Source organism: Micromonospora sp. NPDC051925, assembly GCF_044548625.1.
GTDB lineage: Bacteria > Actinomycetota > Actinomycetes > Mycobacteriales > Micromonosporaceae > Micromonospora.
In genome coordinates, this window is the sequence record NZ_JBIUCH010000003.1 from 374,245 (window position 1) to 387,041 (window position 12,797).

The window sequence follows — 12,797 nt, forward strand, 5'->3', positions numbered from 1 at the left end:
ACCAACCGTCCCGCGACGGGCCGCGGCCGGCGGACCGGACGAAGGGCTCCGAGTTGCCTCGAAACCACCCCGCCGATGCCACCACCACGGGCCGGACGCCGCCCTTCGGCGGCGCGACCCACGGGAACGGTCAGGCCTGAGGCGCAGGGGTGACAGGACTTGAACCTGCAGCCTGCGGTTTTGGAGACCGCTGCTCTGCCAATTGAGCTACACCCCTGTGCGGCAACGCTCGCCCCACCCGGCCCAACCGGCCGTGCAGGAGTCACTTGCCCCACGGCGGACCAGTGTACGGGTAGCGCCCCGACTTTCCCAACCGGTCCTGCCCGGCACGTTCCGACGACCGGTCAGCCGGTCGTCCGGACGGTCGCCCGAGCCTGCGAGAGAACCTTCTCGCCACCGCACCGGGCAGTCACATCGAGCCTGGTCAGCCCCGCCTCGGTCACCTCCTTGGCCACCGCGTCGACGGTGATCTCGGTGCCCTCGTCGTCGTCCGGGACGACCACCGGCCGGGTGAACCGCACCCCGAAGTCGACCACCGCATCGGGTGCGCCGGCCCACTCGGCGACCGCCCGACCGACCAGCGCCATGGTGAACATGCCGTGGGCGATCACCCCGGGCAGGCCCACCTTCGTGGCGGTCCGGTCGCTCCAGTGGATCGGGTTGAAGTCGCCCGAGGCGCCCGCGTAGCGGACCAGGTCCGCCCGGGTCACCCGGAACGTCCGGGTCGGCAGTTCCACGTCAGGACTCCCCACGTACGACGAGCTTGGACCAGACGGCGACCACCGGCTCACCGGCCACGGTGGTCACATCGGTGCGGGTGGTGAGGAAACCGTGCCCACCCCGGTTGCTGATCTCCTCGATGGTGTTCACACAGACCAACTCGTCCCCGGCCACCACCGGCCGGGTGTACGCGAAGCGCTGGTCGCCGTGGACCACCCGGCTGTAGTCGACCCCGAGCGCGGGATCGTCGACGATCTGCTGGGTGGCGGCCATGGTGATCAGGACCGGAAAGGTGGGCGGGGCCACCACGTCCGGGTGGCCGAGGGCACGGCCGGCCGCCGGGTCGTGGTGGGCCGGGTCGGTGGCGCCGATGGCGGTGGCGAACTCGCGGATCTTTTCTCGGCCCACCTGATAGGGGGCCGTCGGCGGATACGTCCGGCCGACGAAGGACGGGTCCAGGGACATGCCGCCGAACCTACACGGAACGTCCGAACGCCGACCCGTACGGGCAGGCGGCTCTCAGGCCGCGCCATCCGTGCGGATCGGCGTTCGGGTTGTCGCTACGGGACCGGGCCGGCGTGCTGCCGGCCGAGGGTCAGCGGGTCTCGCGGTGGGCGGTGTGCTTGCCGTCCCGGGGGCAGAACTTCTTCAGCTCGATACGGTCCGGGTCGTTACGACGGTTCTTACGCGTGATGTAGTTGCGCTCTTTGCACTCCACACACGCCAAAGTGATCTTCGGCCGGACATCGGTCGCCTTCGCCACGGCGGAGTGCCTTCCTCGCTACGGATATCAACTACAGCGCATCAGCCTACGCGGACAATGCCTGGACATGCAAAGTGGGCGCCAATGGCGCCCGTCCCACCGACCGCCGGGGATGAGCCCGGAGGACGAGAGTAGCGGTGGCCGGACTTGAACCGGCGACACAGCGATTATGAGCCGCTTGCTCTGCCATCTGAGCTACACCGCCGCAGGCGGGTCCAGCCGGACCCTCTGAGCCCCCTTACGGAATCGAACCGTAGACCTTCTCCTTACCATGGAGACGCTCTGCCGACTGAGCTAAGGGGGCCTACCCGATCACCCCGGAGGGCGTCGCGCAGGGGATACATTACACGGCACCACGCCGGGGGTGAAATGGGATCCCCGTGTGCCGCGTACGCCCAGCTCAGGGCACGGCGCGGAGCCTGGGAAGCCCACCCGGGTCGGTCACTTCCTGGTCCACCTGGGCGCCGAACCAGGCCTCCAGCCGCTCGTACGGCAGCGGCCGGCTGAACAGGAAGCCCTGCCCGATCTCACAGCCAATGTCCTGGAGCAGCTCGAGGGTCAGCTCGCTCTCCACCCCCTCGGCCACCACCGCCAGGCCGAACTGCTGGGAGAGCGTCACCACCGCGTTCACGATCGCCAGGTCGCCCGGGTCGGTGGCCATCCCCTGCACGAACGACCGGTCCACCTTCACCTCGTGCACCGGGAGCCGGCGCAGCTGGGCCAGCGAGGAGTTGCCGGTGCCGAAGTCGTCCACCGCGAGCCGGACACCGAGGTCCCGCAGCCGGCGCAGGGTGGGGATCGGCCGCTCGGTGCCGTCCAGCACCGCGGCCTCCGGGATCTCGACGGTCAGCAGCTGCGGCGGGACGCCGTACTCGGTCAGCAGCTCCCCCACCCGGTCCGGGAAGTCCCGGTCGGTGAGCGAGCGGGCGGCGATGTTGACCGCCACCGCCAGCGGCTGCCCGGTGTGGCTCCAGTCCCGGCTGCGCCGCAGCCCCTCCCGGAGGACGAACTCGGTGAGCCGGCCCAGCTGCCCGGTGTGCTCGGCCACCGCGACGAAGTCCTCCGGGGAGACCGTGCCGTGCGCGGGATGCTCCCAGCGGGCCAGGCACTCCACCCCGAGCAGCCGGCGGTCCCGCAGGGTCACCTTCGGCTGGAAGTAGACCTCCAGCTCCCCCTCGTCGAGGGCGCGGCGCAGGTCGCCGGCGAGGCCGAGCCGGCGCAGCGACCGCGACTCCAACGCCGGGTTGAACAGCTGGACGCTGCCCGGCACCGCCTTGGCCGCGGTGGCCGCCAGGTCGACCCGCTGCAGCAGTACGGCGGCGTCGCTGCCGTGATCGGGATGCACCGTCACCCCGACCGCGGTGTCCACGTCGAGGGTGAGCGCGTCGAAGACCATCTCGTCGCGGATCTGCTCCCGCAGTTGGGCGGCCAGTTCCAGGGCCGCCTCCGCGTTCTCCAGCCGCAGCGTGACCAGGAACTCGTCCCCACCGGCCCGACCCACCAGGGCGGACGAGGGGGCGCAGGCGCGCAGCCGCTCGGCCACCTCGGCGAGGACCTTGTCCCCCGCCGCATGCCCCAACGACTCGTTGACCTGGCGCAACCCGTCCACGTCGAAGAGCAGCACGGCGACCACCTCGCCGGGCGCCCGGATCTTCACCGCCTCGGCCAGCGCGGCGGTGATCCGACGCCGGTTGGGCAGCTTGGTCAGCGCGTCGTGGTAGGCGTCGTGCCGCAGCCGGTCGACCAGCCGGGAGTTCTCCAGGGCGACGGCGGCGTGCGCGGCCACGGTCTCGAAGACGGGGATGTCACTCGTGGTGAAGTGGCCGATGTCGCTGAGCCGGTTGGTGACCTCCAGCGTGCCGATCACCGCCTGGCCGGACCGCAACGGCACCACGATGGCGTCCTTGACCTGCTTGGCGCCCACCTCGCGGCGCAGCGCGGTGTCGTCGCCGAGCAGCCGGCCGATCGAGAGCGTCTTCCCCAGCTCGCGGGCCTGCTCCCGGAAGACCGCCGGGGTGGGTGCGAAGTCGAGCAGGCCGGGGGTGTCGACCCGGGCGGTCAGCAACACCTCCGGGTGCCGCCGCTGGGCGGGCAGCCAGAGGGTGGCGTACTCGGCCTGCATCAGGCCCCGCACCCGGTCGAGGAGGATGTCGGCGAGCGCCCCCTCGGCGCTGGTGGTGAGCAGCCGGGTCAGGTCGTACATGCCGGTCAGGGTGCGGTGCTGCCGGAAGAACTGGGAGTACGAGCGGTAGACCTGGAACAGCGCCGCGAACAACGCAGCCAGCAGCAACACCGACCACCAGGTCGTCTCCAACGCGATCAGGACGAGCAGGCCCACCGAGGCGTTGATGGAGGTGGTGAGGAAGACCGAGGGCGCGGTACGCAGCGCCTCCCGGCCGGCCTGCCAACCCTGCAACAGCACGTGCACCCCGGCCACCGAGAGCAGACTGACCAGGGTGATCGTGTTGACCGCCAGGAAGAGGCTGCCCCAGGTGCCCGGCCCGACCCCCGCCAACGGCGGCAGGGCCAGCAGGAGCAGCCCCGCCAGCGAGGTGGCCGCCGCCGCCTTCGCCACGTTGAACCACAACTTGGCCGGCGCGAAGCGGTGCGACGCGCTCCAGATCAGCACGGAGAGCGTGTAGATCAGCACCACCGTCAGCGGTGGCAGAAAGAAGAGCGCGACGACGAGGGGCACCTCGGTCAACGTCACCCCGACCGACTGCCGCCGGACGATGACGTTCAGGACCGGGATGCTGATCCCCGTCATCGCCACGAAAATCAGGAACGCCAGGCCCCATTCCCCGAAGGAGGGGCGGGAGAGGACGCCGATCGCGGTGCTGAAGACGATGGCCAACAGGGCCAGGGGTGCGGTGATGAACCAGGCGCGTTCGGTGGACTTACGCCGCTGATCTCGGCTGGCCATGCGCCACCCTCTCCCTGAGAGACGTCGCCCCCAGGGCACCGGGAGCGGGAACGACGCCGGGGCTTAGCGCGCGCTGCCCATGGTCCAGACGACGTCCGCCATCTGCGCTCCGCCGTCGACGGAGCGGACGCCGGTGACGGCGAGTCCACCCAGGATGGTGGCGAGCACGAGGAGCGAGCCAAACAGCCGGCCCAGCCTTCGACCAGACATGATTGCTCCTGTCGAGAGAGTGTTCACGGGGGGATGGTGGAGGTTCCACGATCGTGCCACACCTCGGGTACCCAGAAAAGCGGGGAGAGCGGTGCTGGTCCGAGCAGCGGGTAGGTTCCGCCGTTCGGCCCACCACCGTCACCTCCCCGTGCCAGATCACCGGCACCAGGACGGGGTAGCAGCCTCCACGAATCGCTCAATGTCACTATCGACGCAAACCCGATCTTAACGGCGCGGAGCGGCTCTCCGGACAACAGGACAGCCTTCGACGTCAAAGGCCGCGACGACCGCTCCCGGAACCGTCACATCGATCACCATAGCTCATTTCGCCGGGTACGGAAGCGGCCTGTCGGGAGTCGACGGACTCCGCGCCAGATCAACGACAAAACGCGCGTACGGTGGCGAGCCGACCGACAGGCGAACCTCCTGTCCAGCGGCGGTCAACCGGTCGGCCGTATCCGACGGTTGCATCATTCGATGGAACGGTGTGCTCCGGACGACGAACCCGATATCTGGGAGACAACGCCCAATGTGACGGTGGACCATGTTCCGATGCCCAGCGAGAGCCCGCTCGCCCGTCTCCAGAACACCGCCGCCCTGTGGAGCGTCGGATCGGCTCCGGCGGCCAAGGTGATCAGGGCCGCCTGCGACTGCCTCGTGGCAGGGGTGGACAGTCCGACCCTGCGGATCGTGGCGGGCATCTCGCCTGTTCCCGGCAGCGAGAGTGACGAGCTGCGTCGTTGGCTCCGCGATGCTCTTACCGAACTCTCCCTGACCTTCTATCGGGAGGGAAGCCGGGAAGGTGCGGACGAAGCCGTCCGCATCATGGCCCGCCGGCTACTCGACGGGCAGATCACCTCCCGCGACCTCACCTCCTGGGCGTACGGGTTCATCACCCGGGACGGCACTCCCCTCGCGGCCGAACTCATCGCCCTGGACGACGCGTACGAGTGCGTCGAGGCCGTCGTCCATGACGGGCACCCATATCCCAGGGAAGCGGCTGCGAAGGTCGATGCGGACGTGATTGCCGAAGCTCGACGCCTGATCGGCGACACCGCGACGGAGGACGGCTGAACCACCGCCCCACCCGCCCAGGGGCGGGTGGGATAGCCAACCCGGTTCGGGGGTATGTCGGCCGCTATGGCAGGTCAGAACGGGTCGGTGGACGCGGAGCACGCGCGCCCGGCGGGGGTCGACGACGCGACCGTCGAGGCGCTGGGCAAGCTGAGCGAGGCATTGGAGACGATCCACCGGGTACGCGGACACCTGTACTCCGCGCACCAGCTCGTCGGCGGCGCGGACCTCACCCTCGACCGGGTGGTGGCGCTGCTCCGCGAGGCCGGGCACGACGAGGTGGCCGACCGGGTCGAGCACGAGCTGTTGGGGCGCAACCTGCTCCCCGGTCGGTGGACGTTCCAGATCGTGGAGGAGTTCGACGACGGCTACTACGCCACGTTCCAGGAGATCGAGCGGGACGCGCGGGAGAAGCTGGCCGGCGGTCGGCGGCACATCTACGAGGCGGAGATGAAGCAGCGGCGGCGTACCCACGGGATGCCTGGGCACGAGGCCACGCCGGAGTCGACGCGGCCGGGCCGGAACGGGCGCTGACCGACCCGACGTGGCCGAGGCCGGTGATCGGCCCGACGTCGGCTGGGCGCGTGACCGGCCCGACGTGCCGGGATGGGGCGGATGATCGACTCGAGTGGGGCGATGTAGCGGTATCGGGGCCAGCCCGATACCGCTACATCGCCCCACCGGCGAGACGGATGGGGGTCACCACTGGCGGCGCACGGTGGCTTTGGGGCCGGTGACCAGGGTGGCGGGCGGGACGTCGTCGGCGACCACCGCGCCGGCCGCCACCACGGCGTCGCGGCCGATGCGGACGCCGGGGAGGACGGTCGCGCCGGCCCCGATCCAGACGTTCTCCGCCACGTCGATGGGCGCACCGGTCAGCCACTCCCGCCGTTGCACGGGGTCGACCGGGTGGCCGAGGGTGATGAAGGTGGCCTTCGGGCCGACCATGACGCCCTCGCCGAGCCGGATGCCGGCGTAGTCGAGGAACGTGCAGTTCTGGTTGACGAACACCCGCTCTGCGATGTCCAGATTGAGCCCGTGGTCGGTGTAGAACGGCGGATAGATGGTGACCCGCGCCGGCAACGGTCGCCCGAGAAGCTGTGTGAACAACTCCGCCCGGCCGGCATCCTCGGCGAACGGCAGAACGTTCAGCCGGGAGGTCAGCTCGGTGGCCCGCAGCACCCTCGCCGCCATCGCCTGGAACTCGGGGCTGTGGATACGCAGGAAACGGTCGTCGGACATCCCGCGATCCTCGCCGATGCGGCGGACCCGGGGGCGCTGCGGGCCACCGCCGTTCACCGCCGCTCCCCCGCCTGCCCCGACGGGCCGACCGGTGCCCGCATGAGCCGACGCGCCTGGGTCAACTCCTCGATGAGCCGGTCGACCTGCCCGCTCGACAGCAGCACCGCCTGGGTGCCGCCGTACCGGGTGGCGTCCAGCTTGATCGACGGTTCGCGCCTGATGAACCGGTCGACGAGCAGTTGCAGGTTCACCCAGCCGGTCTGCTCCCGCCCCACGGTGGCGAGGAACCCCCTGTGCATCGGATCGTTCGGCCCACACCCCCGACACCACACCGGACAGACCACCGGCCGACCCCCCTCACTCATCGCCATCCCCCAGCCGGCCCGCATCGTCCTGCCCGGCGCGGTCCTCGTCCGCGTCGTTCTGCTCGGCCGCGTGGGTCAGGAGCTCGCGCAGCTGCTCGGCCAGTGCGGCGGCCTGGGGCAGGGACAACTCGGCCCAGGCGTTGCCGGCCCGGCCCGCCACGTGCACGGTGACGAGCGGCGCCATCGGGGTCGCCGCGCTGATCAGGTACGTCATGACGAGGCCACTCGCCCGAGTCTCGCCGACCCGGTGCATCGGGCCACGGTGGCGGCGGGCCATGTGCGGCAGCACCGGCGGAACCAGGTGGCCGCAGCGCTCGGGGGTACACCACCGCGGGTGGGTGGTGCCGGCGACCGATCTTCCGGTACGGGTCATCGCGGCCACCGCCCGCCGCCACACCGGTACGCCTGGGCCAGGGTCAGCAGCGGCGCATGCCACAGCGCAAGGGGCTCACGTCTGACACCGACAGCCCTGGCCGACACCGGGAACCTGATCACGTTGGGGATCGACATCGCCCATCCTTCCTCGTCCCACTCGTCACCGACTCCTGCGCACTACGCATAGTCGGCAAGTCATATAGAGGACTATAGGTAGACTGCGAGCGGGCAAGCAAGACCTCTATAGGACCAATTCAGGAAAGCCGGACGCTACTGTGTTCCACAGGGATAGACCTCCACAGGACCCGCGCGGATAGGGCGGACATGACCGAGGATCTTGGTGCTCGGGCACCCAAGTACCTACAGATCGCAGCTCAGCTGCGGCGGGAGGTCCGCGAGGGCATGTTCAAGCCGGACAACCGCCTTCCCGCCGAGACAGCCCTCGCGGAACGGTTCCGGGTCAGCCCGGTAACCCTCCGGAACGCCATCGGCGTCCTTCGCGCCGAAGGGTTGATCGAGTCCCGCCACGGCGTCGGCACGTTCGTCCGCGAGAGCCGGCGACTGCACCGCCGATCCCGCGACCGCTACGGACGTGCCCGTCAGGACCGACAACTCCTGACCTCGCACCTCCGGCACGAGATCGTCTTCGCCGGGCGAGTACCGGTCCCGGCGCACATCGCCGAGGTCATGGGCGTCGAGCCCGACACGGAGGTGGTGGTCCGTCGCCGCCACCTCTTCGATCGGGAGACCGGCAAGCCCGAGGAGATCGGTGCCAGCTACCTCCCCGCCGAGATCGCCACCGGCACCTTCCTGGAGGAGCCCACGGTGACACCCAAGGGCCTGTTCCTCTGCGTCGAAGACCTGAGCGGCAAGCGCTACGCGACGGCGCGGGACCAGTGGATCGCCCGCCTTCCCACGGCCGAGGAATCGGCACTCCTCGGGCTTTTCACAGGCACCCCGGTCATGCACGTGATCCACACGGCCCGAGCCGAGGACGACACCATCCTCGAAGTATCCGAATCGATCTGGCCCGCCGACCGAATCATGATTATCGACGAGTACGCCGTGGAGCCGACGGCCACTGCGCCGGACGCGCCGTCCGACGTCTGACAGGAGTACGCCGTGTCGCTCGCCGACCTTCCACCCGGGCAGCACGCCGACCGGGTCCGTAACCACTGGTGGTGGCGACCCGGGTGGCGCGTCGGCCGGCGCTTCTACGCCTTCCACGTCACCTTCGAGAACCAGCCCGAGCTGTACCGGCTGGCTGACTCCTACCGGTCGGCGCTGGGCACGGCCCCTGCCCTGACTCTCATCCCTGATAGGTGGCTGCACCTCACCATGCAGGGCATCGGCTTCACCGACGAGGTTGCCGACGACACATTGGCCGCGATCATCGACGAGGCCCGGGGCCGGCTCGCCCGCCTGAGTCCGGTCGACGTCCAGTTCGGTGAGGTCGTCGTCGCGGACGAGGCCATCGTCATGCCGGCGACGCCCGCAGAAGCCGTGAACCGGCTTCGCACCACCACCCGGGCTGCTGTCGGCCAGATTCTCGGGGACGCGAACGTACCCGAGGATTCCCACCGGTTCCGGCCACACGTCAGCGTCGCCTACCTGACGACCGAAGGGCCAGCCGAGCCCTACGTCCGCGCCGTCGCGGTGACCGAGCCGATGGCCGCCGCCGTTCGGATCACCCACGTCGACGTCATCGACATGCACCGAGACCGCCAGATGTACGAGTGGTCTCCGATCGCACGGCTACCGCTCCTGGGCCCTGCACACAGCAACACGTCCGCGATCCCGACCGAGGAAACCCAGATGACGCAAACCGCCATCCGCGCTGACGTGAACGGCCTGGACTACGAGATGCCCGTTGAAGACTGACCGCCCGCGCATCAGCCGGGCCGGTGTCGCCCGGGTGGCAGCTCTCGCACTGCTGTGGGGCTCCGGCTTCCTCTGGATCAAGCTCGCGTTGCGCGGCTTCAACCCGGTGCAGATCGTGTTCGCCCGGCTCCTGCTCGGCTTCCTGATCCTGACCCCGATCGCCCTGTCCCGGGGACTCCGCTTTCCGAGACAGGGACGGCTCTGGGGTCACCTGTTCCTGGCGGCCCTGGTCGCCAACGCCGTGCCGTACCTGCTGTTCGGCATCGCTGAGGAGACGATCGGGTCGAACGTGGCCGGGGTGCTCAACGCGACCACGCCGCTCTGGACGTTGCTCCTGGCATTCCTCGTCGGCGTCGATCGGGCCGTCACCATGAAGAAGGCCGCCGGGTTCGCCCTCGGTTTCCTCGGTGTCGTGGTCATCTTCTCGCCGTGGGAGTCCGCGAGTGAGATCGCCAGTTGGGGCGGACTCGCCTGCCTCGCCGCTGCGGCCAGTTACGGGCTCGGCTACGTCTACATGGGCCGGTACCTGACCGGGCGCGGAATACCGCCACTCATGCTGTCGGCGGCCCAACTCGGCGCGGCTACCGTGCTGCTTGTTCCGGCGCTGCCGTTCGCCGGCCTGGAGTCGCCGGTGTGGCGGCTTGATGCGGTGGTGAGCCTGCTCGTGCTCGGGGTGCTCGGCACCGGGGCCGCCTATGTCCTGAACTACCGCATCATCGACGACGAGGGACCGACCGCCGCTTCAGTGGTCACCTATCTGCTGCCCGTCGTCGCCGCACTCCTCGGCTGGGTGATCCTCCGCGAGGCCGTAACGACCGCGATCGTGGCCGGCATCGCCCTGGTCCTCGCCGGGGTCACCCTGACCCGGAAACGTTCCGCCGAAATCGGATAACCCACACGTCACATCGATCAGCAATCCTCGTACTCGGGTGGTTCGGATTAGCCGGGCCACCCGGATGGTCACCGAGTCGAAGCCGGCCACCGACACCATCCGCCGGATCGGATCATCGCCCCTGAACCGTGTAGAGGACGCTGATGCAGGTCGTCATGGCAACCAGCCCGGCCAAGCCCGACCAGCCCAACGAAGACTTCACCGGTGCCGTACCGAATGCCGTCGTCCTGCTCGACGGTGCCGGTCTGTCCGGCACCACATCGACCTGTCTCCACGGCGTCGCCTGGTACACCCGCAGGCTCGGCGGGGCGCTGCTCGCCCAACTGGCGGCCGGCGACGGGCGGGACCTCACCGCCATCCTCGGCCAGGCCATCGCACAGGTTGCCAACGCGCACCGGGACACCTGCGACATCAGTGACCCGAGCAGTCCGTCAGCGACCGTCACCATCTTCCGGGTCGACGGCGACCGCGCCGATTACCTCGCGCTCGCCGACTCCGTACTGGTCCTCGACCACGCCGGGGACGCCCCCGAAGTAATCACCGATGGCCGGGTGGACGCCGTCGGCAGCCGCTACCGCGCCGCGATCGATGCCGCCCCGAACGGAACTGTCGAACACGACCAGGCGCTCCTCGAATACGTCGAAGCCCTCCGCACCCACCGCAACCAGCCCGGCGGTTTCTGGGTCGCCGCCGACGACCCGGGGGCGGCGGCGGAAGCGCTGACCGGGAGCTGGCCTGTCTCGGGACTCAGGGGTGCCGTTCTACTCAGTGACGGGGCCAGCCGCATCGTGGACCAGTTCGCCCTGGCGGACTGGCCGGCAGTTCTCGCCCTCATCGCTGGGGAAGGGCCAGCCGAGGTCATCCGACAGGTCCGCGCGGCAGAGGCCAATGATCCGCAGGGCAAAAGGTGGCCGCGCGCCAAGGCATACGACGACGCCACTCTGGCCGAGTGCACCCGGTTTCCCGCCCGACAGGCACCCGCTGGATCGGGCTTCACTCCCGCAGCGAACATGATCGAACGGTGACACGTATGCCACGCAGGTGGCCGGGTCGACCGGTCGGAGTGGGACGAAAGTGAGACTCACGTAGGAAGCCCCTGACCAGCGTTCGCGCTGGTCAGGGGCTTCCTACGTGCACCTGGTGGCGGGTAGAGGATTCGAACCTCTGTAGCTTTCGCGACGGATTTACAGTCCGCTCCCATTGGCCGCTCGGGCAACCCGCCAGGGCGTACCACCGCGTCGTAACGCGGCGGCGGAAGCAAGGATAGCGGTCACCCCCCGGGGCGTGGCAACCGGGTACCGTCAGAGGGTCGTGGGGCTGGTCAGCACCACGACGACCCTGACAGACCGCCGGACAGCAGGAGCATCAGCATGGCAGCGAACCCGTCGTTCGACATCGTGAGCAAGGTCGACCGGCAGGAGGTCGACAACGCCCTCCGCCAGACGGAGAAGGAGCTTGCCCAGCGGTTCGACTTCCGTGGCACCGGCGCCGAGATCTCCTGGTCGGGAGAGGAGGCGATCAGCCTCCAGGCGGAGACCGAGGAGCGGGTCGCCGCCGCGCTCGACGTGTTCAAGGAGAAGTTGGTCAAGCGGAACATCTCGTTGAAGTCGCTGGACGCCGGTGACCCGCGCTCCTCGGGCAAGATCTTCAAGATCGACGCCAAGGTGATCCAGGGCATCGAGTCGGAGAAGGCCAAGGCGATCAGCAAGAAGATCCGCGAGGAGGGCCCGAAGGGCGTGCAGGCGCAGATCCAGGGCGACCAGCTCCGGGTGACCGGCAAGAAGAAGGACGACCTCCAGGCCGTCATCTCGCTGCTCAAGGGCGAGGACTTCGGGGTGGCCCTCCAGTTCACCAACTACAGGTAGCCAAGCCCTGGCCAGCCTGGTAGCCGGGCCAGACACGCCCTGCAACTGGGCAAACGTCGTCACCAGTGGTCGTCGTTGGTCGCTCATGATCGGCCTCCGACGGCCTGGTGACGGCCTGGCCTGGTCCCGTCTCCGCTGCCGGTCTCCGACGCCCAGCCCGGTTGCTGTCACCACTGCTGTCGACAGCAACCGGACCTCCCGCCTCCTGGGGCCTCACTGGACTCTCAGTTTGGGAAGTGTCTTGATCGCTAGGCAGACCATCGTGAACCTGCTGGTGATAAGGCTCGTCGTTGAGAAAGCGAGTGAGAGTCCGGGCAGGCGACTCCCCGTTGCTGACCCCTGTTGACCCGACTGTCAGGCACGCAGCCGGCACACCCCAGGCCCTGGGAGACTGAGCCTTTCCGCGTAACGGGTCGTGGCGTTGGGTGATCAGGTTGTGCGGTTGTGCTCGACGTGCAGGAGTACGAGGGCCGCTGCGGTGATCCTG

General features: G+C 69.2%; 15 protein-coding genes and 4 tRNA genes. 7 read left to right on the top strand and 12 right to left on the bottom strand.

The window, feature by feature from the left end; all coding sequences use genetic code 11:
- Nucleotides 1-144: 144 nt before the first annotated feature.
- The 8 genes from ACIG87_RS06350 to ACIG87_RS06385 all read right to left on the bottom strand — a co-directional run bounded on the left by ACIG87_RS06350 (nt 145) and on the right by ACIG87_RS06385 (nt 4,616).
- A tRNA-Trp gene (locus ACIG87_RS06350) sits at nt 145-217 on the bottom strand.
- 127 nt (nt 218-344) lie between these two features.
- Nucleotides 345-737, bottom strand: a complete 393-nt coding sequence (locus ACIG87_RS06355; protein WP_396848705.1) for a MaoC family dehydratase — start codon at nt 735-737, stop codon at nt 345-347.
- A gap of 1 nt (nt 738) precedes the next feature.
- Nucleotides 739-1,185 (bottom strand): MaoC family dehydratase N-terminal domain-containing protein, encoded by a 447-nt coding sequence (locus ACIG87_RS06360; RefSeq protein ID WP_396848707.1) that lies wholly within the window; start codon nt 1,183-1,185, stop codon nt 739-741.
- A gap of 130 nt (nt 1,186-1,315) precedes the next feature.
- Nucleotides 1,316-1,483 carry a 50S ribosomal protein L33 gene (gene rpmG, locus ACIG87_RS06365; RefSeq protein WP_091242082.1) on the bottom strand — a complete coding sequence of 56 codons (168 nt, stop codon included), beginning with the start codon at nt 1,481-1,483 and terminating at the stop codon, nt 1,316-1,318.
- 132 nt (nt 1,484-1,615) lie between these two features.
- A tRNA-Met gene (locus ACIG87_RS06370) sits at nt 1,616-1,688 on the bottom strand.
- A gap of 26 nt (nt 1,689-1,714) precedes the next feature.
- Nucleotides 1,715-1,787, bottom strand: a tRNA-Thr gene (locus ACIG87_RS06375).
- Nucleotides 1,788-1,883: 96 nt separating this feature from the next.
- Nucleotides 1,884-4,406 carry a putative bifunctional diguanylate cyclase/phosphodiesterase gene (locus ACIG87_RS06380; protein ID WP_396848709.1) on the bottom strand — a complete coding sequence of 841 codons (2,523 nt, stop codon included), beginning with the start codon at nt 4,404-4,406 and terminating at the stop codon, nt 1,884-1,886.
- 63 nt (nt 4,407-4,469) lie between these two features.
- The gene (locus tag ACIG87_RS06385) at nt 4,470-4,616 is read right to left on the bottom strand and encodes a hypothetical protein (protein WP_396848711.1); all 147 of its coding nucleotides are present in this window, start codon (nt 4,614-4,616) and stop codon (nt 4,470-4,472) included.
- Between the two features lie 552 nt (nt 4,617-5,168).
- Between ACIG87_RS06385 and ACIG87_RS06390 the strand changes: the two genes are divergently transcribed.
- Both ACIG87_RS06390 and ACIG87_RS06395 read left to right on the top strand, forming a co-directional pair.
- Complete coding sequence (locus ACIG87_RS06390) at nt 5,169-5,690, top strand: hypothetical protein (protein WP_396848712.1); 522 nt, start codon at nt 5,169-5,171, stop codon at nt 5,688-5,690.
- A gap of 54 nt (nt 5,691-5,744) precedes the next feature.
- Nucleotides 5,745-6,224, top strand: coding sequence for a hypothetical protein (locus ACIG87_RS06395; RefSeq protein ID WP_396848714.1), 480 nt, complete (start codon nt 5,745-5,747; stop codon nt 6,222-6,224).
- A 165-nt stretch (nt 6,225-6,389) separates the two neighbouring features.
- On the opposite strand, the gene ACIG87_RS06400 is transcribed toward ACIG87_RS06395, so the two are convergent.
- The 3 genes from ACIG87_RS06400 to ACIG87_RS06410 are packed head-to-tail and all read right to left on the bottom strand — an operon-like array spanning nt 6,390 to nt 7,670.
- Nucleotides 6,390-6,932, bottom strand: coding sequence for a DapH/DapD/GlmU-related protein (locus ACIG87_RS06400; RefSeq protein WP_396848716.1), 543 nt, complete (start codon nt 6,930-6,932; stop codon nt 6,390-6,392).
- A 53-nt stretch (nt 6,933-6,985) separates the two neighbouring features.
- Nucleotides 6,986-7,231 (bottom strand): precorrin-4 C11-methyltransferase, encoded by a 246-nt coding sequence (locus tag ACIG87_RS06405; protein WP_396848717.1) that lies wholly within the window; start codon nt 7,229-7,231, stop codon nt 6,986-6,988.
- A gap of 58 nt (nt 7,232-7,289) precedes the next feature.
- A complete protein-coding gene (locus ACIG87_RS06410) occupies nt 7,290-7,670 on the bottom strand; it encodes a hypothetical protein (protein ID WP_396848719.1) in 381 nt (126 codons plus the stop codon).
- Nucleotides 7,671-7,996: 326 nt separating this feature from the next.
- Here ACIG87_RS06410 and ACIG87_RS06415 point away from each other — a divergent pair, with 326 nt between their 5' ends.
- The 4 genes from ACIG87_RS06415 to ACIG87_RS06430 all read left to right on the top strand — a co-directional run bounded on the left by ACIG87_RS06415 (nt 7,997) and on the right by ACIG87_RS06430 (nt 11,470).
- Nucleotides 7,997-8,782, top strand: coding sequence for a GntR family transcriptional regulator (locus ACIG87_RS06415; RefSeq protein WP_396848720.1), 786 nt, complete (start codon nt 7,997-7,999; stop codon nt 8,780-8,782).
- A 12-nt stretch (nt 8,783-8,794) separates the two neighbouring features.
- Nucleotides 8,795-9,553 (top strand): 2'-5' RNA ligase family protein, encoded by a 759-nt coding sequence (locus ACIG87_RS06420; RefSeq protein WP_396848722.1) that lies wholly within the window; start codon nt 8,795-8,797, stop codon nt 9,551-9,553.
- Entirely contained in the window at nt 9,543-10,445 is a 903-nt protein-coding gene (locus ACIG87_RS06425) for a DMT family transporter (RefSeq protein WP_396848724.1), read from the top strand. The genes ACIG87_RS06420 and ACIG87_RS06425 overlap by 11 nt, the downstream gene beginning before the upstream one ends.
- Before the next feature lie 155 nt (nt 10,446-10,600).
- Complete coding sequence (locus ACIG87_RS06430; RefSeq protein WP_396848725.1) at nt 10,601-11,470, top strand: hypothetical protein; 870 nt, start codon at nt 10,601-10,603, stop codon at nt 11,468-11,470.
- A gap of 113 nt (nt 11,471-11,583) precedes the next feature.
- Here ACIG87_RS06430 and ACIG87_RS06435 read toward each other — a convergent pair.
- Nucleotides 11,584-11,667, bottom strand: a tRNA-Tyr gene (locus ACIG87_RS06435).
- A gap of 148 nt (nt 11,668-11,815) precedes the next feature.
- On the opposite strand from ACIG87_RS06435, the gene ACIG87_RS06440 reads away from it, so the two are divergent.
- Complete coding sequence (locus tag ACIG87_RS06440; RefSeq protein WP_396848727.1) at nt 11,816-12,310, top strand: YajQ family cyclic di-GMP-binding protein; 495 nt, start codon at nt 11,816-11,818, stop codon at nt 12,308-12,310.
- The last annotated feature ends 487 nt before the right edge of the window (nt 12,311-12,797 follow it).

Bases quoted from the DNA above. Each gene is read 5' to 3' on its own strand.
- ACIG87_RS06360 (WP_396848707.1), bottom strand. From the start codon at position 1,185: ATGTCCCTGGACCCGTCCTTCGTCGGCCGGACGTATCCGCCGACGGCC.
- ACIG87_RS06380 (WP_396848709.1), bottom strand. From the start codon at position 4,406: ATGGCCAGCCGAGATCAGCGGCGTAAGTCCACCGAACGCGCCTGGTTC.
- ACIG87_RS06385 (WP_396848711.1), bottom strand. From the start codon at position 4,616: ATGTCTGGTCGAAGGCTGGGCCGGCTGTTTGGCTCGCTCCTCGTGCTC.
- ACIG87_RS06390 (WP_396848712.1), top strand. From the start codon at position 5,169: ATGCCCAGCGAGAGCCCGCTCGCCCGTCTCCAGAACACCGCCGCCCTG.
- ACIG87_RS06395 (WP_396848714.1), top strand. From the start codon at position 5,745: ATGTCGGCCGCTATGGCAGGTCAGAACGGGTCGGTGGACGCGGAGCAC.
- ACIG87_RS06400 (WP_396848716.1), bottom strand. From the start codon at position 6,932: ATGTCCGACGACCGTTTCCTGCGTATCCACAGCCCCGAGTTCCAGGCG.
- ACIG87_RS06405 (WP_396848717.1), bottom strand. From the start codon at position 7,231: ATGCACAGGGGGTTCCTCGCCACCGTGGGGCGGGAGCAGACCGGCTGG.
- ACIG87_RS06410 (WP_396848719.1), bottom strand. From the start codon at position 7,670: ATGACCCGTACCGGAAGATCGGTCGCCGGCACCACCCACCCGCGGTGG.
- ACIG87_RS06415 (WP_396848720.1), top strand. From the start codon at position 7,997: ATGACCGAGGATCTTGGTGCTCGGGCACCCAAGTACCTACAGATCGCA.
- ACIG87_RS06430 (WP_396848725.1), top strand. From the start codon at position 10,601: ATGGCAACCAGCCCGGCCAAGCCCGACCAGCCCAACGAAGACTTCACC.
- ACIG87_RS06440 (WP_396848727.1), top strand. From the start codon at position 11,816: ATGGCAGCGAACCCGTCGTTCGACATCGTGAGCAAGGTCGACCGGCAG.